General features: G+C 70.4%; 24 protein-coding genes and 1 pseudogene. 16 read left to right on the forward strand and 9 right to left on the reverse strand.

All coding sequences use genetic code 11. The features are described 5' to 3' along the window. Positions 1 to 127 precede the first annotated feature (127 nt). Genes ADL15_RS26750 through ADL15_RS26765 form a run of 5 tightly spaced genes read left to right on the forward strand, consistent with a single transcriptional unit; the run spans position 128 to position 4,689 of the window. Positions 128 to 955, forward strand: coding sequence for a DUF6807 domain-containing protein (locus ADL15_RS26750; RefSeq protein WP_067696918.1), 828 nt, complete (start codon positions 128 to 130; stop codon positions 953 to 955). After that, positions 952 to 2,460 carry a glycoside hydrolase family 43 protein gene (locus ADL15_RS26755; protein WP_198171025.1) on the forward strand — a complete coding sequence of 503 codons (1,509 nt, stop codon included), beginning with the start codon at positions 952 to 954 and terminating at the stop codon, positions 2,458 to 2,460. Before ADL15_RS26750 ends, ADL15_RS26755 begins: the two co-directional genes overlap by 4 nt. Further along, on the forward strand, positions 2,457 to 2,582 hold the full coding sequence (locus tag ADL15_RS56535; RefSeq protein WP_269748383.1) for a hypothetical protein: 126 nt from the start codon (positions 2,457 to 2,459) through the stop codon (positions 2,580 to 2,582). Before ADL15_RS26755 ends, ADL15_RS56535 begins: the two co-directional genes overlap by 4 nt. Before the next feature lie 53 nt (positions 2,583 to 2,635). After that, entirely contained in the window at positions 2,636 to 3,475 is an 840-nt protein-coding gene (locus ADL15_RS26760; protein ID WP_157441617.1) for a DUF6807 domain-containing protein, read from the forward strand. Between the two features lie 8 nt (positions 3,476 to 3,483). After that, a complete protein-coding gene (locus tag ADL15_RS26765; RefSeq protein ID WP_198171026.1) occupies positions 3,484 to 4,689 on the forward strand; it encodes an ROK family transcriptional regulator in 1,206 nt (401 codons plus the stop codon). Between the two features lie 37 nt (positions 4,690 to 4,726). Here ADL15_RS26765 and ADL15_RS26770 read toward each other — a convergent pair whose 3' ends face one another. Beyond that, on the reverse strand, positions 4,727 to 5,389 hold the full coding sequence (locus ADL15_RS26770) for a response regulator (RefSeq protein WP_067696926.1): 663 nt from the start codon (positions 5,387 to 5,389) through the stop codon (positions 4,727 to 4,729). Beyond that, complete coding sequence (locus ADL15_RS26775; protein WP_067696928.1) at positions 5,386 to 6,501, reverse strand: ATP-binding protein; 1,116 nt, start codon at positions 6,499 to 6,501, stop codon at positions 5,386 to 5,388. Before ADL15_RS26775 ends, ADL15_RS26770 begins: the two co-directional genes overlap by 4 nt. A 182-nt stretch (positions 6,502 to 6,683) precedes the next feature. Here ADL15_RS26775 and ADL15_RS26780 point away from each other — a divergent pair, with 182 nt between their 5' ends. From ADL15_RS26780 to ADL15_RS26790, 3 genes are all read left to right on the forward strand, one after another. Further along, the gene (locus ADL15_RS26780; protein ID WP_198171027.1) at positions 6,684 to 7,058 is read left to right on the forward strand and encodes a DUF6223 family protein; all 375 of its coding nucleotides are present in this window, start codon (positions 6,684 to 6,686) and stop codon (positions 7,056 to 7,058) included. A gap of 52 nt (positions 7,059 to 7,110) precedes the next feature. Continuing rightward, positions 7,111 to 7,914 carry an alpha/beta fold hydrolase gene (locus ADL15_RS26785; RefSeq protein ID WP_067696930.1) on the forward strand — a complete coding sequence of 268 codons (804 nt, stop codon included), beginning with the start codon at positions 7,111 to 7,113 and terminating at the stop codon, positions 7,912 to 7,914. A 62-nt stretch (positions 7,915 to 7,976) separates the two neighbouring features. Beyond that, positions 7,977 to 9,131: a SpoIIE family protein phosphatase gene (locus ADL15_RS26790; protein WP_067696932.1), complete on the forward strand. Its 1,155-nt coding sequence runs from the start codon at positions 7,977 to 7,979 to the stop codon at positions 9,129 to 9,131. A 43-nt stretch (positions 9,132 to 9,174) separates the two neighbouring features. Here ADL15_RS26790 and ADL15_RS26795 read toward each other — a convergent pair whose 3' ends face one another. Continuing rightward, complete coding sequence (locus ADL15_RS26795) at positions 9,175 to 9,969, reverse strand: RNA polymerase sigma factor SigF (RefSeq protein WP_067696934.1); 795 nt, start codon at positions 9,967 to 9,969, stop codon at positions 9,175 to 9,177. Between the two features lie 365 nt (positions 9,970 to 10,334). Here ADL15_RS26795 and ADL15_RS26800 point away from each other — a divergent pair, with 365 nt between their 5' ends. Then, entirely contained in the window at positions 10,335 to 10,931 is a 597-nt protein-coding gene (locus tag ADL15_RS26800; RefSeq protein ID WP_067696936.1) for a DUF4291 domain-containing protein, read from the forward strand. 67 nt (positions 10,932 to 10,998) lie between these two features. Here ADL15_RS26800 and ADL15_RS26805 read toward each other — a convergent pair whose 3' ends face one another. The 3 genes from ADL15_RS26805 to ADL15_RS26815 form a co-directional block, all read right to left on the reverse strand. Next, positions 10,999 to 11,979, reverse strand: a complete 981-nt coding sequence (locus ADL15_RS26805; RefSeq protein ID WP_067696938.1) for an aldo/keto reductase — start codon at positions 11,977 to 11,979, stop codon at positions 10,999 to 11,001. A gap of 116 nt (positions 11,980 to 12,095) precedes the next feature. Beyond that, positions 12,096 to 12,962 (reverse strand): helix-turn-helix domain-containing protein, encoded by an 867-nt coding sequence (locus ADL15_RS26810; protein WP_067696940.1) that lies wholly within the window; start codon positions 12,960 to 12,962, stop codon positions 12,096 to 12,098. 1 nt (position 12,963) lies between these two features. Beyond that, complete coding sequence (locus ADL15_RS26815; protein WP_067696942.1) at positions 12,964 to 13,533, reverse strand: TetR family transcriptional regulator; 570 nt, start codon at positions 13,531 to 13,533, stop codon at positions 12,964 to 12,966. Positions 13,534 to 13,671: 138 nt separating this feature from the next. On the opposite strand from ADL15_RS26815, the gene ADL15_RS26820 reads away from it, so the two are divergent. From ADL15_RS26820 to ADL15_RS56540, 5 genes and pseudogenes are all read left to right on the forward strand, one after another. Beyond that, complete coding sequence (locus tag ADL15_RS26820; RefSeq protein WP_083971781.1) at positions 13,672 to 14,511, forward strand: SDR family oxidoreductase; 840 nt, start codon at positions 13,672 to 13,674, stop codon at positions 14,509 to 14,511. Between the two features lie 27 nt (positions 14,512 to 14,538). Beyond that, a complete protein-coding gene (locus ADL15_RS26825) occupies positions 14,539 to 14,934 on the forward strand; it encodes an ester cyclase (protein ID WP_067696946.1) in 396 nt (131 codons plus the stop codon). 102 nt (positions 14,935 to 15,036) lie between these two features. After that, the gene (locus ADL15_RS26830) at positions 15,037 to 17,046 is read left to right on the forward strand and encodes a YfaP family protein (RefSeq protein ID WP_067696948.1); all 2,010 of its coding nucleotides are present in this window, start codon (positions 15,037 to 15,039) and stop codon (positions 17,044 to 17,046) included. Positions 17,047 to 17,078: 32 nt separating this feature from the next. After that, on the forward strand, positions 17,079 to 17,474 hold the full coding sequence (locus ADL15_RS26835; RefSeq protein WP_067696950.1) for a hypothetical protein: 396 nt from the start codon (positions 17,079 to 17,081) through the stop codon (positions 17,472 to 17,474). 231 nt (positions 17,475 to 17,705) lie between these two features. Further along, positions 17,706 to 17,804, forward strand: a pseudogene (locus tag ADL15_RS56540) (hypothetical protein); the annotation flags it as partial. A gap of 73 nt (positions 17,805 to 17,877) precedes the next feature. Here the strand turns inward: ADL15_RS56540 and ADL15_RS55650 are convergent. Then, positions 17,878 to 18,975 (reverse strand): hypothetical protein, encoded by a 1,098-nt coding sequence (locus ADL15_RS55650; protein ID WP_157441618.1) that lies wholly within the window; start codon positions 18,973 to 18,975, stop codon positions 17,878 to 17,880. A gap of 35 nt (positions 18,976 to 19,010) precedes the next feature. Here ADL15_RS55650 and ADL15_RS53265 point away from each other — a divergent pair, with 35 nt between their 5' ends. Then, positions 19,011 to 19,280 (forward strand): hypothetical protein, encoded by a 270-nt coding sequence (locus tag ADL15_RS53265; RefSeq protein ID WP_157441619.1) that lies wholly within the window; start codon positions 19,011 to 19,013, stop codon positions 19,278 to 19,280. A 361-nt stretch (positions 19,281 to 19,641) separates the two neighbouring features. Beyond that, positions 19,642 to 20,148, forward strand: coding sequence for a hypothetical protein (locus tag ADL15_RS26845; protein ID WP_067696954.1), 507 nt, complete (start codon positions 19,642 to 19,644; stop codon positions 20,146 to 20,148). Positions 20,149 to 20,155: 7 nt separating this feature from the next. Here ADL15_RS26845 and ADL15_RS26850 read toward each other — a convergent pair whose 3' ends face one another. Together ADL15_RS26850 and ADL15_RS26855 are read right to left on the reverse strand one after the other, a co-directional pair. Then, positions 20,156 to 20,827 carry a hypothetical protein gene (locus ADL15_RS26850; RefSeq protein ID WP_232344342.1) on the reverse strand — a complete coding sequence of 224 codons (672 nt, stop codon included), beginning with the start codon at positions 20,825 to 20,827 and terminating at the stop codon, positions 20,156 to 20,158. Then, positions 20,824 to 23,247, reverse strand: coding sequence for a hypothetical protein (locus ADL15_RS26855; RefSeq protein WP_067696958.1), 2,424 nt, complete (start codon positions 23,245 to 23,247; stop codon positions 20,824 to 20,826). Before ADL15_RS26855 ends, ADL15_RS26850 begins: the two co-directional genes overlap by 4 nt. Positions 23,248 to 23,269 lie beyond the last annotated feature (22 nt).

Consider the following 23,269-nt stretch of genomic DNA (forward strand, 5'->3'; position numbering starts at 1 on the left):
ATCCCTCCGCGTGGTCAGCACTTTTGTTTCAGTGTTTTATCTATTGAGATACGTCCATGTCAACCGGGTGCGCGGAATTTGTTTCAGAGGTTGACGTAACTCAGCTGGCCTGGGTAACTTGCCGCTCATGCCGACCGTTCAGGCGCACGACCTGCGCTGCGCGGGCCGCGTCGTGGCCCGCTACGTCTGTGACCCGCAGCTGCCCGCGACCGTCTCGCCCCGGCCCTACCTGCACCCGGTCACCACCCTCGCCGGGACCACGGTCACCGGCTTCATGCCCGCCGACCACCGGCACCATCTCGGGGCGAGCATCGCCGTGCCGGCCCTCAACGAGGCCAACTTCTGGGGCGGGCGCACCTACCTCACCGGCCGCGGCCCGACCGCGCTGGACAACCACGGCCGCCAGCAGCACGACCGCTGGCTGCACCGCTCCGGTGACCGGCTCGAGCAGGAGCTGACCTGGACCCGCCGTGACGGCACGCCGCTGGCCCGGGAACGGCGGGCCCTGACGGTGCGCGGGCTCACCGACGACGCCTGGCTGCTGCAGGTGGACTACACGCTGCGCAGCGCCACCGGCGACGACCTCACCATCGACAGTCCCGCCGCCCGCGGGCGCACCGGCGCCGGGTACGGCGGATTCTTCTGGCGCGCGCCGACCGGCCCGGACCAGATCCGCGCGTTCGGGCAGCGCACCGACGCCGACGTGCACGGCAGCCGCGCCCCCTGGGTCGTGCTCAGCGGCGACGCCTGGACCCTGATCTTCCTGGCCGGGTCACCGGCGGCCGACCCCTGGTTCGTCCGCGCCGACGACTACGCCGGGGTCTGCGCCGCGATCGCCTGGGACCGGCCCCTGCTCATCGCGGCCGGCGAGGTGTTCGCCCGCCGGCTGCGGGTGGTCATCGCCGACGGCCCACCCACCCGGGCCACCATCGCGGCCGCCGAGGCCTGGACGTGACCGGGCCGTGGACCGCCGGCACCGGCGAGGGCGGCTACCGCAACCCGGTGCTGTTCGCCGACTGGTCCGACCCGGACGTCATCCGCTCCGGCGACGACTTCTACCTGACCGCCTCCAGCTTCAACCGGGTCCCCGGCCTGCCCGTGCTGCACTCCATCGACCTGGTCAACTGGCGGATCGCCGGGCACGCGCTGCACCGGCTGCCGGACGAGCACGCCACCCCGCGGCCCGGCTGCGGCGTGTGGGCGCCCGCGCTGCGCCGCCACGACGGCCGGTTCTGGATCTGCTACCCCGACCCGGACCACGGCATCTACCTGACCACCGCCGACGACCCGGCCGGCCCGTGGAGCGCGCCACGGCTGATCCTGGCCGGACGCGGGCTGATCGACCCCTGCCCGCTGTGGGACGACGACGGGCGGGCCTACCTGGTGCACGCCTGGGCGCGCAGCCGCTGCGGATTCAACAACCGGCTCACCGCGTACCCGATGACACCCGATCTCGCCGAGCCGCTCGGCCCCGGGGTGGTGATCGTCGACGGCGACGGCATCCCGGGCTGCCGCACCCTCGAGGGACCCAAGTGGTACCGGCGCGACGGCTGGTACTGGATCTTCGCCCCGGCCGGCGGGGTCACCACCGGCTGGCAGTACGCGCTGCGCTCGCGCGAGGTGTTCGGCCCCTATGAGCCGCGCGTCGTGCTCGACCAGGGCGACACCGAGGTCAACGGCCCGCATCAGGGTGCGTGGGTGCAGACCGCGACCGGCGAGGACTGGTTCGTGCATTTTCAAGACCTTCACGCGTACGGACGGGTCGTGCACCTGCAGCCGATGAGCTGGAGCGACGACGGCTGGCCGGTGATCGGGGACCACGGCGCCCCGGTCGCCGGCCACCGCACACCGGTGCCCGGCCCGCACCCCCCGAGCGCGCCGGCGACCAGCGACACGTTCCCCGGCGGCCGGCCCGGAGCACAGTGGAGCTGGCCGGCCAACCCCCGGCCGGGCTGGGTGCTGCCGAAACCCTCCGGCGGGCTGCGACTGGCCTGCCTGCCCGGCGAGCACGACCTGCGACGCCGGCCGAACGTGCTCGGCCAGCGGTTGCCCGGCCCACGGCTGCACGCCGCCACCGGCCTGCGGCTGCACGCGCCGGCCGGGGCGCGCGCGGGACTGGTCGTGCACGGCCGTACGTACGCCTGGATCGGCCTCGACCACCGCCCGGACGGCACCTATCTGACCTGCCGCTTCGCCGAAGCCGAAGGCGAGGCGGAACAGGACGCGGCGGACCCGGTCGCGGTCCCGGCGGGCGCAGGGGTGCGGCTCTCCGTGACCGTGACCGCACCGGCCACGGTCCGGTTCGCCGCGGAGATCGGCGGTGAACGGTGGGAATGCGGCCCGCCGTTCACCGCCACCGCGGGCGCCTGGATCGGCGCCACCCTCGGCCTGTTCGCCGCCGGACCCGGCGGCCACGCCGACTTCGACCGGTTCCTCGTCAGCGCACCGGAGCCCACATGATCGCGCCCGGCACCGGCCCCGGCGCGGTCACCGGGCCGGGCCGCCCGCAGCTGCCGCCGTGGCGGGCCGGGCGGTACACCGTGGACGCGCACCTCGGTCACGATTGGCGTCCCCGCATCTGAGCGCGCCGATGACTATCCTGCTCAGGAATCGCCCGACCCGCCCGGAGGCACCCGTGACCGGTGACGCCACAGCAGTCCTGCGTCTCGGCGACCGGGCCGTCGCCGACTACACGTGGCGCCCCGACCTGCCGGTCGCGCTGTCGCCCCGGCCGTACCTGCATCCGGTCCGTACCCTCGCCGGGGTGACCGTCACCGAGCTGATGCCCGACTCGCACCGGCACCACCTGGGCGTCAGCGTCGCGGTCGCCGAGGTCGACGGCGCGAACTTCTGGGGCGGGCGCACCTTCATCCCCGGCCACGGCCCGGCCTGGCTCGACAACCAGGGCCGCCAGGACCACGTCCGCTGGCTGCGGCGCACCGACACCCGGCTGAGCCACACCCTGCGCTGGACCGCGATCGACGGCCGCACGCTGCTGACCGAGCGCCGCGACCTGACCTGCCGGCTGGCCGGACCGGGCGCCTGGGCGCTGGGCTACCGGTTCACGCTGACCAACGCCACCGCGGCACCGCTGCCGATCCGCAGCCCGGCAGCGCACGGGCGCACCGGCGCCGGCTACGGCGGATTCTTCTGGCGCGCGCCGTCGGGCGACTGCCGGATCACCTCCCCGGCCGGTACCGGCGCCGAAGCCGTCCACGGCCGGCGCGCACCCTGGCTGTCGGTGGCGAGCGACGGCTGGACGCTGGTCTTCATCGCCGCGAACCCGGCGACCCGCGACGACTCGTGGTTCGTGCGCACCCGCGACTACCTGGGCATCGGCTCCGCCCTCACGTGGGACGAGCCGCTCGTGCTCGACCCCGGCGCGGCCGTGACCCGGCAGATCGTCACCGTCGTCGCCGACGGCACGGTCGACGCCGGTCAGGCCGCCGCCTACGCCGCCGCCCTCGCCGCATGATCCGCCCGGTGCATCGGGTCGCCCCCACCACCGGCACGCCGATCCGGCAGGACGGGCTGCGCGCCCACAACCTGAGCCTGACCTTCCAGCAGATCGTCGACGCCCGCCAGACGGCGATCTCGCGCAGTGACCTCGCCGCCGGCACCGGCCTGACCCGGCCGACCATTTCCCGGATCGTCGACGAACTGCTCACCGCCGGGCTGATCGTCGAGGCCGGGCCCGCCCGGTCCGGCGGCAGCGGGCGCCCCCGGGTCGGGCTGAGCCTGGCCCGGACCGGACCGGCCGGGCTGGGCCTGGACATCCGCGCCGGCACGCTCTCCGCCTGCGTCGTCGACCTCACCGGCGCCGTGCGTCACCTGGACTTCGCCCCGCGGCCGGGTCGCGACGTGCCGCCGGAGGCGACCCTGGAAAGCCTCGCCGGCATGGCCCGGCGCGCTGTCCGGGCCGCCGCGGACGCCGACCTCACCGTGGTCGGCGCGACGTTCGCGGCGCCCGGCCCGATCCAGAACACCTCATTGGTACGGTTCGCGCCCTCGCTGGGCTGGCACGACGTCGACGCCGGAAGGATCCTCAGCAGGCTGGTCGGCTCTCCCGTGACGGTCGGCAACGACGCCGCCCTGTCGACGCTCGCCGAGCTCTACGCCGGCGCCGCCGACCTGCGCAACTTCGTCTGCGTCAGCGGCGAGTTCGACATCGGCGCCGGCATCGTCCTCGACGGTGGCCCTCATCGTGGGTCGCGCGGGTACCTCGGCCACGTCATGGTCGACAGCACCGGGCCACCGTGCGCCTGCGGGGCGACCGGCTGCCTGCAGAGCTACGCCGGGCTGCGCGAGATCCTCGTCGCGGCCGGCGGGGACGGCTCGGCGCCGGCACCGGCCGTGGCGATCGACGCCATGGTCACCGCCGGATCCCCGGCGATCCCGGCAGCGCTGGACCGGGCCGCCCGCGCGCTGGGCGTGGCACTGTCCGCGCTGCTCAACCTCGTCGAGGTGGACACCGTGCTGCTCGGCGGCGGGTACTCCCTGCTCGCCTCCTGGCTCACCGAGGGCATCGAGCGAGAGATCCGCGACCGGGTGCTCAGCGCACGGTGGACACCGGTCCAGGTCCGGCCGGCCCCGCTCGGCCCGGACGCCGCGGTGATCGGCGCCGCGCTGCAGGCCATCGACACGGTCCGCCGCGACCCGAACCGCTGGCTCGCACGGCCAACCCCGTAGCCGCGGGGACGCGCCTTCGCGTGATCAGCTCTGCGGGTCAGGGGCGGCGGGCCGTGACGAGGCCGGACTCGTAGGCGATGATGACCAGCTGGGCGCGGTCGCGGGCGTGCAGTTTGGTCATGGCCCGGTTGACGTGCGTCTTGGCGGTCACCGGGCTGATCACCATGTCGGCGGCGATCTGGTCGTTGGACAGCCCGCGCGCGGCCAGCGTCACGGCTTGGCGTTCGCGGGCGGTCAACCGGGGCAGCACGGTGTGCGCATCGGCCTGCGGGGGCTGGGTGACGTACCGGTCGATCAGTTTGCGGGTGATCGACGGTGCCAGCAACGCGTCGCCGCGGGCCGCGACGCGGACCGCGTGCAGGAAGTCCTCCGGCAGGATGTCCTTGACGAGGAAGCCGGCCGCTCCGGCGCGGAGCGCCTCGAACACGTACTCGTCCAGCCCGTAGTTGGTCAGGACGACGATGTGCACCCCGTCCAGAGCCGGGTCCGCGGTGATGCGCCGGGTGGCCTCGATGCCGTCGACGCGCGGCATCCGGATGTCCAGGAGAACGACGTCGGGCCGATGTTGCCGGGTCAGCGCGACTCCGTCGTGGCCGTCGCCCGCCTCGGCCACGACCTCGAGGTCGTCCTCGGCGTCGAGCAGAGCCCGGAAGCCGCTGCGGATCAGCGGCTGGTCGTCGACCAGCAGGATCCGGATCACGGCGTGCCGTCCACGGGGAGTTCGGCGTGGACGGTGAAGCCGCCTTCGTCGCGGGGCTCGGCGCGCAGTTCGCCACCGAGGGCGGTGACACGTTCACGCATCCCGAGCAGCCCGACGCCCGGCACCGACAGCGTGTGCGGCACGGCGATGCCGTCGTCGTCGACCTGGATGACCACAGCGCCGGGGTGGTAGGCGACCCGGACGGACGCGGTGCCGGCCCGGGCATGGCGGGTGACGTTGGTCAGCGACTCCTGCACGATGCGATAGGCGGTCCGGTCCACCGCGACCGGAACGGCGGCGCGTTCCCCCTCGACCGACAGCGACGCCCGCAGGCCGGTCGCGGCGGCCCGCTTCACCAGGTCGGGAAGGTGGTCGAGGCCCAACGGCGGGGAGGTGTCATCGTCGCGCAGCGCTTCCAGGGTGGCGCGCAGTTCCCGTGCCGCTTCGCGGCCGGCGTCCCGGATCACCAGCAGGGCGTCCGGCACCGGTTCGCCGCGTTTCTGCGCCACGTGCACGGCGGCCTCGGCCTGCACCTTGATCACGGAGATCTGGTGGGTGAGCGAGTCGTGCAGCTCGCGGGCGATGTGCAGCCGTTCCTCGTCGGCGCGGCGCAGCGCGTTCTCCTCGCGGGTGCGTTCGGCCTCGTCCGCCCGGCGCTCGGCTTGGCGCAGCGCCTCGCCCGCCGCGGCGGCGGCGATCAGCCAGGCCAGTTCGAGCACCCCGCGGGCCTGGGCGAACGCCTCGCCGACGCCGTCGCGGCCGGAGACCATGGCGGCGGCGGGCAGGGCCACCAGCACCGTCAGGCTGGTGACCGCGGTGGCGACCCGGCGCCCGGCGCGCATCGCCGAGTACACGGCTACCAGGTACGCGGTGGCGAACACGGCAAGACCGGCAGCCTGGTAGCCGACCGTGCACACCCCGGTGACGACCAGGACCGCGACCGGGGCGCGCCGGCGTGCGGCCAGCGCGAGACCACCGACGGCCAGCAGCGCGAGGCCGAGCTGCTCGGAGCCGGATGGCGAACCGCGCGCGGCAAGCCCGGCCGCCACCATGATCGCTGTCACCCCGGCAGCGATGATCGCGTCCCGGACACCGACCCGTGCACTGCCCATGAAGGCACCCTAACCGGACGGCCGGGTGAGCGAATCCTGCCGGCGCAGCGCAGCCGACTACCGCGGATGTCGTACGTCGCCGGCCTCCTGCCACGCCGGCAGCAGTCCGGGTCCGGTGCTCGTGGCAGCGCGAAGTGCCGACGCCGGCACGATGCCCGGCGCGGACCGGACGGCCAGGATCGATGACGTCCCTCCTGTCTACCGAGGAGAACGTGATGTTCGATCTGATGCTGTTCGCCGCGCCGGCCGTCGATGCGGCCACCCTCACCGCCGACCGGGCGGTGGCCACCGCAGCCGCGGTGACAGCCCTCGCCGGTGCCATCGCCGGCGGCTACGCCCTGGCCCGGCCCGCCGCCGGCGCGGTCCCGCGCAGGGCGGTCGTCGCACTGGTGACCGGCGTGATCGGTGCGCTCACCGGCATCGTGGTGCTGGCCACCGCCGACGGCGGACCCGGCACCGGCAACGGCGTCGTCGGGGGCTTCGCCGGCGTGGTGCTCGGGCTCATCGCCATGGTGTCGGGTGGGCTGGCGCTGCGCCGGTCTCGCCGGCGCACCTGACCGGCGGCGCCGGCGATGCCATGACCACCGAAGACCTGCGACAATGGCGGGCATGGACGTCCGGGCACGTAACAACATCACCTTCACCGGCCGCGATGACGGCCCGGTGGTGATGCTCGCCCACGGATTCGGATGCGACCAGAACATGTGGCGGCAGGTCACCGACCGGCTGGGTGAGCAGTCACGGGTGCTGCTGTTCGACCACGTCGGTGCGGGGCACTCCGACCTGACGGCGTGGGACGAGGATCGGTACGCGACGCTCGACGGCTACGCCCGTGACGTCCTGGAGATCTGCCGGGACCTGGACCTACGCGATGTGATCTTCGTGGGGCACTCGGTCAGCGCCATGATCGGGGTGCTGGCCGTCGCCGAGGAGCCCGGGCGTTTCGCCGGGCTGGTCCTGCTCACCCCGTCGCCGTGCTACATCGACCAGGGCGACTACCGGGGCGGTTTCAGCCGCGCGGACATCGACGAGTTGCTGGACTCGCTGGACAGCAACTACCTCGGCTGGTCCGCCAGCATGGCCCCGGTGATCATGGGAAACCCGGACCGGCCGGAGCTGGGTCAGGAGCTGACGACCAGCTTCTGCCGCACCGACCCGACCATCGCCAAGGCGTTCGCGCGGGTCACGTTCCTGTCCGACCAGCGTGCCGACCTGGCCCGGGTGACGGTGCCGTCGCTGGTGCTGCAGTCGGCGAGCGACGCGATCGCGCCGCCCGAGGTGGGCGCCTACGTCAACACCCACATCCCGGGCAGCCGGCTGGTCACTCTCGACGCCACCGGACACTGCCCGCAGCTGAGCGCACCGCAGGCCACGGCCCGGGCCATCGCGGCGTTCGTGGCTGAACACCGGTGAGTGAGCCGGCGCCATGCACCGGGTCACGCCGTATCCCGGTCCAGGCCTCGGCGTTTCCGGGCATGCTGGAGGACAACATCGACGATCTGTACGACACCGCGCCGTGCGGCAACCTGTCGACGTTGCTCGACGGCACGATCGCCAAGATCAATACGACGTTGCTCGGCTGGCTGGGCTACCCCCGTGACGAGCTCGTCGGGCACAAGCGCTTCACCGACCTGCTCACCGTCGGCGGCAAGCTCTACCACGAGACGCACTTCGCACCGCTGCTGCAGATGCAGGGTGAGGTCAACGGGATCGCCCTCGACCTCAAGTGCGCGGACGGCTCCCGGCTGCCGGTGCTGATCACGTCAGCGGTGAAGACCGGCTCCGACGGCCAGCCGATGCTGATCCGCACCACGATCTTCGACGCCCGCGAACGCCGCGCGTACGAACAGGAACTTCTGCAGGCCCGCAGGCAGGCCGACGCCGAGCGGGAACGCCTGCAGGGCCTGATCGGCGGCCTGCAGCGCAGCCTGCTGCCGGACACCGTGCTCGCGCCGCCGCACATGCAGGCCGGCGCGTATTACCACATGGCCTCCGCCGACCGGATCGGCGGCGACTTCTACGACCTGTTCGCCCTGCCCGGCGACCGGTGGGGGTTCTTCCTCGGCGACGTCTGCGGCAAAGGCCTCGCCGCCGCGGCCACCACGGCGGCCGCCCGGTACACGCTGCGCACCGCCGCGGCGTACGAGCCGGACCCCGCCGCCGTGCTGACCCACCTCAACAACGTGCTCTACCAGGGCTATCACAGCGACTCTCACCGGCACTGCACGGTCATCTTCGGGACGCTCACCCCGACAGCGGACGGCTGCTCGATCACCATCGCCGGCGGCGGGCATCCCGCCCTGATGCTGTTGCGGGCCGGCGGCACCGTCGAAGCGCAGCCCACCACCGGCGGCACCCTGATCGGCAGCCTGCGGAACCCGCGCATCGTGACACGGACCTTCACGCTGGGCCCCGGCGACACGGTGGTCCTCTACAGCGACGGCCTGCTCGAGGCCCACCCCAGCCACAGCGCCGACCGCTACGGCGAAGGCGCCCTGCAGGCCTTTCTCACCGCGCTGGCGCCCACCACCGCCCCCGCCGCCATCACCGCGCTGACCGGTCTTCTCGGGTCCCTCGAACGGCTCGACGACGACGTGGCGCTGATGACACTGTCCTTCGGCACCGGCTGATCACGATCGGACGCCCGTCCGCCGCGGGCCAGGGCGGGTCCGCTCAGACCGAGGCGCCGTCGAGCCGGCGCCGCAGCTTGGTGAGGGCCTTGGTCAGCAGCCGGGAGACGTGCATCTGGGAGATGCCGATCTGATCGGCGATCTGCTGCTGGGTGAGGTTTCCGTAGAACCGCAGGTTGACGATCTGCTGCTCGCGCTCGTCGAGACCGGCCATCGCCGGGCCGAGAGTGATGCGCAGCTCGGCGTGCTCATAGCCGGTGTCCTCGCCACCGAGGGTGTCACCGAGCTCGGTGCCGCCTTCGGTGATCGGGGTGGAGAGGCTCGTCGCGTTGTAGGCGCGGGCGCCTTCGAGGCCCTCGATCACCTCGTCCTCGCTGATGCCCAGGTGGGTGGCGATGTCGGCGACGGTCGGCGAGCGGCCCAGGGTGTTGCTGAGCGTGTTGTTGGCACCGGTGATGGCCAGCCGCAGCTCCTGCAGCCGGCGCGGCACGCGGATCGACCAGGTCTTGTCCCGGAAGTGCCGCTTGAGCTCACCGACGATGGTCGGGACCGCGAACCCGGCGAAGTCGACGCCCCGCTCGGCATCGAACCTGTCGACCGCCTTGATCAGCCCCATGATCGCGACCTGGTGCAGGTCGTCGCGGGGCTCGCCGCGGTTGGCGTAGCGGTTGGCCAGGTGCCGGGCCAGCGGCAGCCACGCCTCGATCGCCCGGTCACGCAGGCCGGGCCGGGACGGGTGGCCGGCCGGCATGGCCGCCATCGCGTTGATCAGCTCACTGGCCGGGTCAGCGCTCGTAGCGGCGTCGACCGGGGCGGCAGTGTCAACGGTGACGGTCATCCGGGTGCTCCTCGCGCTCAGCCGACACAACAGCCGCGCGACGCTCGGCCCGTGAGGCGGCTCAGTATCCCCCACACCGTCGTCAACTGCGGCTCTCCAGCGATACCCATCACCAAACCAGGTCAAAACCATCCTTTCGTACGCCATAGTGGCGCCGCAAAGGGGATGCGGTGGGCTCCTGTTGCCCGCCCAACCGGGTGTCCGAGAGGGCTGACCGGCCGATGCGCAGTGACGGGGCCCTGGTCCCGGTAGCGGCCGATGTCGCCCGCACGCAGAAATCGCTTGGCGCCGGGCCGCACCGGCCCCACCGTTGACGGGCCGGCGGCGGTCGCCGTGCACTACGTGAACGACGGGGCCCACCGACCATGACCCGGCAGATCCGCGCCACCTACGACGCCACGACCATCACCGTGTACCAGGCGTACTCCCCGGCCGTGGCGGACGCGGCGCTGGCCGCCGGGCGGTTCGTGACGCCGTTCTCGTTCACCAGAATGACGTGGATCAAGCCATCGCTGCTCTGGCTGATGCATCGCAGCAACTGGGCCCGCAAGCCCGCCCAGGAAAGAATCCTCGCCGTCCGCATCACCCGCGCAGGCTGGGAGCAGGCGCTCGCACAGGCCGTTCTCACCGCCCCGGAGTCCTCGGTATACGGCAACGCGGCCGCCTGGAACAGCGCATTCGAACGCGCGGCGGTGCATGTGCAATGGGACCCGGAGCGGACGCTCCGAGGGGCGCCGCTCAACCACTACAGCATTCAGGTCGGCGTGGGCCGCGAGCTGATCCGCACCTACGTCGATGAATGGATTGTCGGCCTGGCGGACATCACACCCACGGTGCACCGGGCCGCCGCACTGATCCGGGCGGGCCACAGCGCCAAGGCGGAACGACTGCTACCCGCGGAACGCGTCTACGCGCTGAACCCCGCCCTCGCCCGGCGGATCAACGCCGACGGGCCGAGGTGAACGTCCAGCAGTTCCTTTCCCTTGCGGTGCTCGCCCGCGGTGCCGGCGTAGTCGTCGATGACCGGGGTCAGCGGTCGATCGCGGCCATGTTGGCCTCGTCGTGGCGGGCGCCGGCGGCGGGTTCGAGGGCGTCGAGGCGCTCGAGTTGACCGGCGGTGAGCTCGACGGTGTCGGCCGCGGTGTTCTCCTCGACGCGGGCGACCCGGCGGGTGCCGGGGATCGGGGCGATGTCGGTGCCGCGGGTGAGCAGCCAGGCCAGGGCGGTCTGTGCGGGCGTGGCGCCGATCTCCGCGCCGATCGCGGTGACCTCGTCGACGATGGCCAGGTTGCGCCGGAAGTTCTCGCCGGTGAACCGCGGGTTGGTCTTGCGCCAGTCGTCGTCGGCGAAGTCGTCGACCGAGCGGATCTGCCCGGTCAGCAGGCCGTGCCCCAGCGGCGAGTACGGCACGAGGCCGATGCCGAGCTCGCGCAGCAGCGGCAGGATCTCGGCCTCCACGTCGCGGGTCCACAGCGAGTACTCGGTCTGTAGAGCGGACACCGGCTGCACGGCGTGGGCGCGGCGGATGGTGTCCGGCGACGCCTCGGACAGGCCGAAGTGCAACACCTTGCCCTGCTTGATCAGCTCGGCGACGGCGCCGGCGGTCTCCTCGATCGGGGTGGTGCGGTCGACCCGGTGCTGGTAGTACAGGTCGATGTGATCGGTGCCGAGCCGGATGAGCGACCCCTCGACCGCGGTCCTGATGTTGGCGGCGGTGCTGTCGTTCACCCCGGGCCCGCCGCCCGCGTGCGAGACGATGCCGAACTTGGTGGCGATCCGCACCTGGTCGCGGCGGCCCTTGATCGCTTCGCCGACGAGCTGTTCGCTCAGGAACGGGCCGTAGATCTCCGCCGTGTCGATGTGGGTCACCCCAAGATCAAGAGCACGATTTATCGTACGGATGGACTCGGCGTGGTCGAGGGCGCCTTCGCTGGTATAGACGCCGGCCATGGTCATCGCGCCGAGGCCGATGCGGGAGACTTCCAGGCCGCCGAGGTGCGCGTTCTTCACGATGGTCTTCCCTGTCGTTGCGGGTGGCCCGGCCTGATCGGCGGGCAGTACCCAGGGAACCGCTGACGCGGGCAACGGAGAAGTCACTGCTGGAGGGTGTACCGCCAGCCCACCACTCAGCGTCGCTCGGGTGCCTGGTCACGGCTGGCGGCCCAGCTCGCCAGCAGGCGCAGCGCGTCGTCACCGGCCGAGCCGGCCGGGGCGCTGAGCAGGGTCAGGGTCAGGCCGGGGTCCGCGGCCAGGTGCAGGTTCTCGAAGTGCAGGTCGAAGTCGCCGACGACTGGGTGGTGGAACTGTTTGATCCCGGTGCGGTGCAGGCGTACGTCGTGGGCCGCCCAGCGGGTGCGGAACTCCTCGCTGCGGGTGCTCAGCTCGCCGACCAGGTCGGTGAGCGCCTTGTCGTAAGGGTCGCGGCCAGCCTCAGTGCGCAGCATCGCGACGGTGTCGGAGGCGATCCGCTCCCAGTCGCGCCAGAAGTCCCGGGCCTGCGGGTCGAGGAACGCGAAACGGACGTGGTTCGGCGGGCGGGCCGGGTCCTCGAACATCGGCGCGTAGAGCGCCTGCGCGAGGGCGTTGGCGGCGAGCACGTCGCCGCGGCCGTTGCCGACGAACGCCGGCACGTCGGTCATCAGCTCCAGGACCCGGGCCACGCCGGGCCGGATCTGCGGTGCGGCCGGCCGGCGCCGGGTGCGGGTGGCCGGCCCGGCGGCGCGGGCCAGGTCAGCGAGGTGCTGCTGTTCTGCCTCGTCGAGGTGCAGGGCGCGGGCCAGGGCGTCCAGGACGCTGTCCGAGACGCCGGCGAGGTCACCGCGTTCGAGCTGGGCGTAGTACTCGACGCTGACCCCGGCGAGATCGGCGACCTCGCTGCGGCGCAGGCCCGGCACCCGCCGGTTGCGGTTGTAGCTGGTCAGGCCGGCCTGCTCGGGGGTGAGCCGGGCGCGGCGCGAGCTGAGGAACGCCTTCGCCTCGGCACGGTTGTCCACGTCAGGTCGCCGATGCCGCGGTGCACAGGGCGGTGACCGCTCGCACCACGACGTCGCGGTGGGCTCGCCGGCGCGCCCGCGGGTCCAGGCCGCCGACCGCGCGCAGGCCGTCCGGTACGGCGTGCCAGGCGGTGCTGATCGCCACGACGATCTCCAGGATGTCGATGGCGGTGCGGTCGTCGGGCAGGCTCATCGTCGTACGCAAAGCCTGTGCTTTTTCCAGGTGTGAGGCGATCTCGCCGGGGGTGGCGTCGTTGCGCTCCAGGCCGCGCCAGTGGGTCAGCCGCAGCAGGTCCGGGGCGGCGCTGAGCGCGTCGAACAGCGCGCCCGCATAACCGGGCAGGTCGTCGGGGGTGTAGGGCGCCGCGTCGGCGAGCACACCCAGCCGGTCGCCGAGCACCGCGTCGAACAGGTCTTCCTTGGAGCCGAAGTAGGCGTAGATGGCCTGCTTGTTGGCCTTCGCGGCGGCGGCGATGCGGTCGACGCGGGCGCCGGCCAGACCACGCTCGGAGAACTCCCGGTAGGCCGCGTCGAGCAGGCGGACGCGGGTGGCGGCGGAGTCGTACGGCATAGAACCCACAGTAAGCAACCAACCACCTGGTTGCAAAGCGTGGCCGGAATTGAAACCAACCGGATGGTTGTAATTGTGGCGGGACAGCGCCTACGGTGTTCCCAACCAACCGGTTGGATTTCTGGAAAGGGAATGATCATGACCACCTGGTTCATCACGGGCGCGTCCGACGGCATCGGCCGGCAGGTCACCGAACGCCTGCTGGCGCGCGGCGATCGGGTCGCGGCGACCGCCCGGCGCCCGCACCGGCTCGACGACCTGGCCGCGGCGTTCCCCGGCCTGCTGTGGACCGCGGCGCTGGACGTCAGCGACCCGGCGGCGATCCGCACCGTCGTCGACCGCGCCTTCGCCGAGCTGACCACGATCGACGTGATCTTCTCGAACGCCGGGCGGGCCGCGTTCGGCGCGGCCGAGGAACTGACCGACGCCACCGTCGCCGACCAGATCGCGGTCAACATGACCGGGCCGATCCACCTGGTCCGGGCGGTGCTGCCGCACCTGCGCGCCCAGGGCGGCGGCCGGATCATCCAGAACTCGAGCATGGGCGCGCAGATCAGCTCACCCGGCGGCAGTCTCTACCACGCCGCGAAGTGGGGCCTGGAGGGCTTCCTCGAGTCGGTCATCGGTGAGGTAGCCCCGTTCGGCATCGGCGTCACCATGGTCGAGCCCGGCACCGTGCGCACCGGATTCGGCGCCGCCATGACCATCGCACCCGGCCTCGACGCCTACGCCGGCACGCCGGTCGGGCAGATCCGCCGCTCCATCGAGGGTTCCGGCGGCAACCTCACCGGCGCCGCGCCCGGCGACCCGGCCCGGGTCGCCGCAGCGATCATCGACGCCGCGAGCGCGACTCCGGCGCCGCGCCGGCTGGTCCTCGGCAGCGACGCCTACCAGGCCGTCCACACCGCGCTGACCACGCGCCTCACCGAGCTACGCGCCGGCGAGCACCTCGCCGCGACCACCGACTTCCCCTCCTGACCACCACAGAAGAAAGCAGAAACAATCATGGACACGAAGACCGTCGTACGACAGTTCTGGGCCGGTTACGAGAGCGGTGACCTCGACGCCACCTGGGCGCGCTGGGTCTCCCCCGCGCTGCGCATCCACCCGTCCTCGGGCTACGAGTTCACCCGCGAGACCTGGCTGGCCGCCGAGAAACAGCTCCTGGAAGCGTTCGACGACGTCAGCGTCACGATCCTCGACCAGGTCGCCGAGGCCGACCGGGTCGCCACCCGCTGGGCGGTGACCGCCACGCAGAAGGCGCCGTTCTTCGGCGTGCCGTCGGCCGGGCGTACCGCCACGCTGACCGGCACCACCGTCGACCGCATCGCCGGCGACCAGATCGTCGAGCACTGGGCCGAGGTGGGCGTCCCGCAGTTCCTCCAGCAACTGACCGCATAGCCGGCCACCGCCGCCCGTCCGTGAACCCCGCGGACGGGCGGAAATACGTTTCTCCGATTGCCGGCGTTCCCTAGGATCTTCGGTGATCAAGGAGATGACACGGTGGGCGATTACCAGCAGTTCGTAACGGATGTGACTACCCGCCTGTCCAGGATGGCCAAGGGCGAGTTGTACGTCGCCGGCGACAGTCTCGACCGGGATTCGCTCTGGCTCACCTTTCTCGAATCCTTCCCGGCCGGCACCAATCCCCGGTTCCGCGAGCGGTCCGAGTACGACTGCTCGACCTGCCGCGGGTTCATCAAGAACTTCGGCAACGTCGTCGAGATCCACGACGGTCAGGTCCGCACCGTCTGGTCCGGAGTGTCGGCAGCCGACCCGGTCTTCTCGGTCGTCGCCGGCGCACTGGACGCATTCGTCGGCACGCTGCCGTTGTCCGGCGTTTTCCGGTCCACCGAGGCGCAGTACGGGGCGAAGACGACCCGGACGCTGCGCGACGGCCAGGTCGAGGTGTGGCACCACCTGCACGGCCAGGTGGCCGAGCGGCACCGCACCGAGGACGTCGGCGCGGCGCGGGGCACCTTCGACGCCACCGTCCAAGTGTTCCAGCGCGGCCTGACCGAGCTGACCCGGCAGGCGCTGGACACCGTCGTCGACCTCATCGACGACAACGCCCTCTACCGCGGCGAGGAGCACGGCCGGGCGGTGGCCGAGTTCCGGTCGCTGCAGAACGGGTGGACGCAGGCGGCCGACGCGCGGGCCTTCGTGTTCGCCAACGCCATGAACCCGGCGGCCCGGTTCCGCAACACGGTGATCGGCACCCTCGTCCAGGATCTCTCCGCGGGCGTCGACCTGGAGCAGGCGGTCCGGTCGTTCGAGGCGAAGGTCGCGCCGCAGAACTACCAGCGCCCCACCGCGTTGATCACCCCGGCCATGGTCAAGGCCGCCATGAAGACCATCGACGAGCTGGGCCTCGAGGAGTCGCTGCAGCGACGGTTCGCCCGGCTGTCCGACGTGTCGGTCACCAACGTGCTGTGGGTCGACAACGACACCCAGTCGCGGATGAAGGACGGCATCGAAGGACTGCTCATGCAGGCGGCCACCACCAGGTCCTCGGGCGCGCGCCTTCGTGACGCGAAGCCGGAGGAGGTTCCCGTGCTCACCTTCATGAAGGACATCCTGCCCGGCGCCGCGAGCATCGACCTGTGGGTCGCCAACAGCCACGAACCGCACTTCGTCAGCCTCACCACCGGCCGGCACCCGGACGCACCGCGGCTGTTCACCTGGGACAACGATTTCGCCTGGTCCTACAACGGCAACCTCACCGACTCGATCAAGGAGAAGGTCAAGCGGGCCGGCGGCAACGTCACCGGCAAGCTGCGGGTGAGCCTGTCCTGGTTCAACCACGACGACCTCGACCTGCACGTGTACGAACCCGACGGCACCCACATCTGGTACCAGGAGAAGCGCAACAAACTGGACGTCGACATGAACGCGAGCGGGCCGTACTCCCGCGAGCCGGTGGAGAACGTCACCTGGACCGGCAAGGTCCCCGACGGCGAGTACCGGATCGCGGTGAACCAGTTCAACAAGCGCGAAAGCGCCCGGGCCGGCTTCGTGATCGAGACCGAGAGCAACGGGAAGATCGAGCACTACAGCTACGAGCGGGCGGTCAGCCAGAAGGAAACCGTCGAGGTGGGCCGGATGACGGTCGCCGGCGAGGTGATCACCGATTTCCGGCCGGGCAAGGACATGCAGGCGGGCAGTGCCGGCAAGGACCTGTGGGGCATCACCACCGAACAGTTCGTGCCGGTGTCCACCCTCATGTACTCGCCGAACTACTTCGACGACAGCGAAGTCGGCAACCGCCACTACTTCTTCATGCTGAAAGGGTGCGTGAACGACCAGCCGACCCGGGGGATCTACAACGAGTTCCTCCGCCGCGACCTGCAGCCGCACCGCAAGGTGTTCGAGGTCCTCGGCGACCGCACCAAGTGCGAGCCGTCCGACGACCAGCTGTCCGGCCTCGGTTTCAGCTCCACGGTCCGCAGCTCGGTGGTCGCCAAGGTGACCATGAGCGGTGGCCGGCGCCGGCTCATCAGCATCCAGTTCTGATTCCCTACCCCCGACATCCGAGAGAGGTCACCGTGACCATTTTTGAGAAGGCCACGCGGGAGAAGTTCCGCTACCCGTCGACCAAGGGCCTGCTGAGCACCGAACAGCTGTGGGAGCTGCCGCTGACCGCCAAGTCCGGCTTCAGCCTCGACGACGTGGCCAAGGCCGTCAACGCCGAGCTCAAGGCCGTCGCCACCGAGTCGTTCGTGGCCACCGAGGCCAACCCGGCCACGGCGACCCTGGAGACCAAGCTGGAGGTCGTCAAGCACGTCATCGCCATCCGCATCGCGGAGGACCAGGCGGCGAAGGCGGCGGCAGCCAAGAAGCTGGAGAAGGAGAAGCTGCTGACGGTCCTGGGCCGCAAGCAGGACGCGGTCCTGGAAAACCTGACCGAGGCGGAACTGCTGGCCCGCATCAACAACCTGTAACCCACCGCCGATCGGCGATGTGCCAGCACTCCGGCACATCGCCGAGAAGCAGGTCATGCACAACCATGCCGACACTCACGGCCGCTTCCCGCCAAGGCCACCACCATTTGTGTACGTCCGGCGAGCACGGCGTGCAGTCACGAGCCATGCAACGGTTCCCGCCCGTCGCCGAACGGGCAGCCCCGGGCGCGGGCCGGGCAGCGTGCGGCCCGCCCGGCGGTACGCCCGAGCGTGGCGCGCATCGTCGAGGGCATGCTTGGGATGGCGGCGTACGTGATAAACAACCGCCTCGACATGGTGGGCGCCAACCCGCTGGGCCGCGCCCTCTACTCGGAGACTGCTCGCCAGGGTCGCCTGTTACATGAGGCATGGATCGACGGCGGCACTCGCAGGAATGGGATTGCTACTCGTCCCGCTTCGATCCCTCGCTCCGCCGATTCCCGCGGCGCATCTGTTCGCGCACCAGTTGGTCCAACCGCTCCAACTCCTTGCGGTCACCGCGCCAGTAGGCTTCGATACCGCTCTGCAGATAGCTCGGATCAATATCAGGAAATTTCTTCCGGTAGACAGCGTGCCCACCTTCACTGGCACGTTCATCCAGGGAGTTCATGACAGCAACACATTCCGGTCGCACGGTCGCTGTGATCGCCTCCTGCAAGTAGATCAGCCCCATTACGTAATGATCTTCTCGTTCCTTCTCCCCGAGGCCCATCTCGGCACTTTTGACGAATTTACTGAAACAGACGAACGACGAAAACGCCAGGCAGGCGGCATGGACGAAATACGTCGTGGGATTCTCGTCGCGCCACGGTTCCCGGTCAATCGGCAAGCATGATTCGACGGCCGTCAGCGCTTCGGGGGACAGCAGGATGTTGGCGGAGCGGCGAAGCGCCTCGAGTCCGGCATGAAGAGCCTTGACGTCGATGCTCGAGCCTTCGATTGCCGAGTTCAGGTGCTCGAGCGCCGACGGCATGTTGCGAACGGCATGGGGCACAGCGACCTCGGGAGGCGCCGCATCCCAGTCCTCTTGGCTCAGCGGCCGCGGAACGCCTTCCGGAAGGGCGTCGAGCAGGATGCTCATCGCCAGGTTCAGCGATGTCCCCTCCACGGTGAGCAGGAGCTGCGACATCTCGTCCAAGCCAGACCCGAACCGTTTCTGGGCCGCTGTCTTGCCACGCCCGCCGACCCGCTCACCGATCTCGGCCCACGTCGCTCCCCTGCGGCGGGCTTCGGTGGCGATCTCCCTCAGCATGTCGTTCACCGCCTTCTCGAAGTTGTGCGCGGCCTCCAGGAAGACGAGTACTTCGTCCGCCGTCGGTTCGCCGGAGAACGAGGCCGGACTACTTCTCCGCAGGCCGTGCGTCAGGTTCGCGACCGCTCGCCGGGCCTCGAACCGGGCACCTCCCACCGTGTGGGGCCAGAGCCAAGCCAAGCAGGATATGCCTGAGCGGAGGGTTTCCGGTTCGTCCGCGTTCTCAGCAGCACCTCTTCGTTCGGTCATTTCTTTGCGTCCTAACTCGCGAAAAGGGTGATGGCTTGTTGTACGAGGTTGAGAATTCCCCCACTGGCGGCAGCGATGGTGAGCAAGCGCTGGCGCCGATGAAGCCGCTCGTGGCACTTGATTATCAGAGCGTATTCCGTGGCCATACCGCAGCAGTGCCGGTCGATACGTCGGGCCAGTGGCATGCCTCGGCGGCGATTCGCTTTTCTTCTGCTGGGAATTTGGCGGCGCGGACTCATGACCAACTCCATCGTGAAGGCGGTAAAGGTGGAGACCGAGACGCTCTGCTCACTTGCCGGAATTGAGCACGGAGGGTCTTCGCATTCGACTGATCCGCTGAATCGTCGAATGCCATCGGTCACTACCCTCCAAACGCTAGAGGTCCATTCGAGTCGACGCTACTCGGCGGGTCCACCCATGGTGGACGTCGCGGTCCACCGACGGTGGACGACCGGCGGCGTGCCCCTACCAGCATCACCCAACGGTTAGGCGAACTAAATTCTCGTAATCCCCGCGCCCCAGCGAAGGCCTCCACATGCCGGCTCTTCGAAGTCATGCGGGGTTGAGGTGTCCGCGTTGGCGTCGGGTGGCCGCGGATTCAGATATTTCGGCACTAACGAAAAGGCTGCTCTTCAGCGATGACCCACAGGAAACCAGTGCCACAGCTTGCCTGTCACCCTCAGAAGGAGGGCGTGGGACTGGATCGCCACCCCCTTGATCAACGTCGGCCCGCTCCAGTTCGGAGCAACCCATGGCGACGTCGTCGCGGCACTTGGCGGTGCCCTCGCACACGAGACATCGGGTGACAACGGGCGCACGGGAGCAGAGTTTCGCAGCATAGGCGTGACGGCGTACTACTCCGACGCACTCTCGGTAGGTCGACTGGTCTGCGTCGCCGTCGACGCGTTCGCCGGCCCCCGCGTCTCGATGAACGGGTCAACTCTGACCGGACGACCCCGCTCCGTCGTTGAGCAATGGACGTGGGATCAGACCGAAATACACGACCTCAGCTTGATATATACGCATGTCCTCGATCCCGTTCTCGCTGAATTCGGCTTGGTTATTCGCGCGCAACACGCCGGCGACGCCGTTTTCATCCGACCGGTCTTCATCGACCGGCTCGCCGACGACGTGTGGAGCTCCGTGCCCTCGCAAGAGTGGAAAATATCCTGAGCCATCCTCAGGGCCGGTGCTGGGACCACTTCGTGCACTCCGGGCCGTACTTCGCCATGCGGCTCCCGTCGTTGTCGATCAGACGGTCGGTGAGCCAGTGGTGCTCGCCGTCGCCGGATTCGACGTTTTTCAGTACGTACGACTCGAGGTTTGCCCGGTCCTGGCGGACCGTGAAGTTCTTCTCCTCGACGTGGTGCCAGTAGCCCAGATCGGTGCAGAACGTGACCGTCGCCTGGTCAGCCCCGGCCGGCTCGACGCCCATCACCTTGACCCAGATCGGCCCGATCAGCGGGTCCTCGACCACCGAGGACATCGCGAACGGAGCCAGGAACTTCTCGTAGTACGCCTCGGTGAAGACGAACCGTCCGATCGGGATCACCTGAGTCCAGTCGGTCGCCTGCCGCTCCCAGTACATGAACGCGAGTCCACGCCGGGCGGCCAGGACCTCGTCGGTGTCCGGCACCCCCGCCAGGTCCCAGGTGATCGGCACGTCCTCGGTCCCGTCCATCGGGAGCTTCCGGTACGCCTCGTCGAACGTCAGCGACGGGGCGGCGGCGCTGCTGGACGACGGCGCGGCCCGGTCTCCGCTCGGATCGTCACCGGTGCACGCCGCAGTACCCAGACCCACGATCACGGCGACGATCGCTGCGGTGCACAACGCGCCCCTGGCACTTCTCATCCGAGAACATCTCCTGCCCACTCGTAGCCGTTCTGATAGGAATCACCGGCGTTGGCGGCGGCGTTGCCGACCGTGCTCTGGCCGTGGCCGGCCTTGTACTGCTGCCAGGCCTGATAGTCCGCCTCGTTCCATCCGCTCACCGGTTTCGGGTCCCCGTTCTCGACAAGTGTGCTCGGCAGGTCCTCGAGTCTGCCGCTGCTGTAGAGGGCCTGTTCGCTGAGGCTGACCGCGGTGCTGCGGCCGGCACCGAGCGCGGCGCCGACCTCGTAGGTGGCCAGGCCGTGGTTGTCGACCTTGGCCTGTTCCTCGGCCTGCGCCATCAGGTCGGTGACGTACTCGCCGGCCAGGTCACCGACGACCGGCACCGGGATCCGCGCGGTCACCTTGCCCATCACCTCGTCGACCAGGCGGCCGGCGACCTTGTACCGGTCCTCGACGTGCTGGTTGTAGGCCGCGTCCTGCGCGGCGCTGGTCGTGTGACCGGCCTGGGCCGCCCCGTGGTCGAGAGCACCCAGCACGCTGCCGTAGTTGTGCGAGACGTTCTCCATGGCGCGCAGGTGACCGTTGATGTCGTCGTGCGGGTTCTGCCGGCCGGACAGGATGCTGTCGTAGCTGCCGGTGGCGTACGCGGCCTCGGCCTTGGCGATGGTGTCGTGCGCGCCCGGGTCCTTGCCGAGGTCGGCCAGGTAGCGCACCAGGTGGTTGCGGTCGACGTCGAGGGTCTGGCCGGGAATGGCGCCGTGCGAATCGGCGATGTTGAGGTTCACGTCGAAGATGTACGCCGACGTGACGTTCGCCAGGGGCTGGCGCAGCTGCGGGTTGATCACGTCGGTCTTCGCGAAGTCGCCGGTCGTGCCGTGGCCCGGCGGCGTGCCGTTCGGGTATCCCATGGCCTGTTCGTCGACGTTGCTCTCGTGGATGATCGACTCGACGATGTGCCGGGCCTGCGGCCCGGGCTGGTCGGTGGTGGCGTGTTCCAGAGCGGTGCCGAAGTCGTCGAGGGCGCCGTTGTGGTAGTCGCCGCCGTGCTGCATCAGTTCGGTCGTCCAGCCCGGCCCGCCGGGGACGTCCGCGGTCGCGTCCCAGTTGCGGTCGGTGAGCAGGTAGTCGAGCCGGGGCAGCCGCCCGCCGGCGGGACCGTCGGCGGTGAACTCGGTGGTGCCGGTGAGCAGGTCCCGGGTCGCGTCGCCGTTGCGCGACAGCGCGTCCATCAGGCCGTTCATCGGGTCGATGCCGGCCGGCACGGTGTTGTCGTCGTGGCCCTGGGTCCAGTCCAGGCGAAGATTCTCCCCGCGCGCCCCGGTCCACAGCGCACTGTTCTCCCCCTGCGCCATCTCGAAGTCGACCATGTCCCCGCCGATGCTGCTCAGGAACCCGGCGTCGAAGTCGCCGTTGTGCAGCAGCGGGCTCAGCAGCTGGTAGCCGTAGACGTCCTCCGCGTACCGCGCCGGGCTGGCCGGGTCGCCGATGTCCATCGGGCTGCGCCCGGCGGCCATCAGGTCGGTGGTCCACTGACTGGGCAGCTCATGGTCACCCGGAAGGTAGGTCTCGCCGCGCAGCCCGGTCGTCGTACCGGTCTCCTGGGTCGCGGTGGCCAGCGTCAGCCCGAGACCGTTCTGCAGGTCCCGCACCATGGCGGCGGTGTCGTTGCTGAACAGTACGTCGTCGGCGTCGACGCCCGGGTGGTCGAGCTGGTAGGTCGCCAGCGTGCCGGAGAGCTGCAGCAGGCCCCGGGGGCCCAGGGCGGTGAGGAGGTCGTACGCGAAAATTCTGTCCCGTCCGTAGAGCGTGACCAGTTTCCGCAGCTCGTCGAGCTCGGCCGGGGTGGGCTGGTAGGTCGGGTCCATCAGCTTTCTCGCCAGTTCCCCGGCCCGGGCGGTCGCGCCGGGCGGGCTGGCCCCGAACCCGGTCTGCGGCGACGGGACGTTGCCGTTGATGGTGGCGGCCGTCGCGTCGTCCTGCGCCCGCGCGTACTCCACGACCGAGCGCAGATCGTTGAGCAGCGCGCCGGTCTCCCGGCCGGTCCGGTCCAGGTTGCCGCCCAGGTAGGCTGACGCGGGCGCGGTGATCGTGCCAGCCGTCGTGTCCACGGTGTAGCCGGCCGCCCGTGCCGACGCGACGATGCCCTCCGCTTGGCTTCGCAGACCCTTCATGGCGTACGCATGCTGGTCGAAAGCATCGGCCAAGCGCTTCGCCGGCGGATAGGTGTTGTCCAGCTCGGCCCGCAGCGTGGCCGCCTTCTGCTGCGCGGCAGTGGATCCTGTGCCGTCCGGCCACACCGCACCGAGATCACGAGTGCCCGTGATCAGCTGGTCCGCCGCGGTGTCGAGACCCCGGGCCACCCGGCTCCAGCCATCGGCCGCGGAGTGCCACGGCCCGGCGTCGAACTCGAGCAGATCCGGCAGGGTCAGGCCACTCACCGGGTCGCCCCCGGCCCGCTGC

It is taken from the genome of Actinoplanes awajinensis subsp. mycoplanecinus (assembly GCF_001509495.1).
GTDB classification, from domain to species: domain Bacteria; phylum Actinomycetota; class Actinomycetes; order Mycobacteriales; family Micromonosporaceae; genus Actinoplanes; species Actinoplanes palleronii.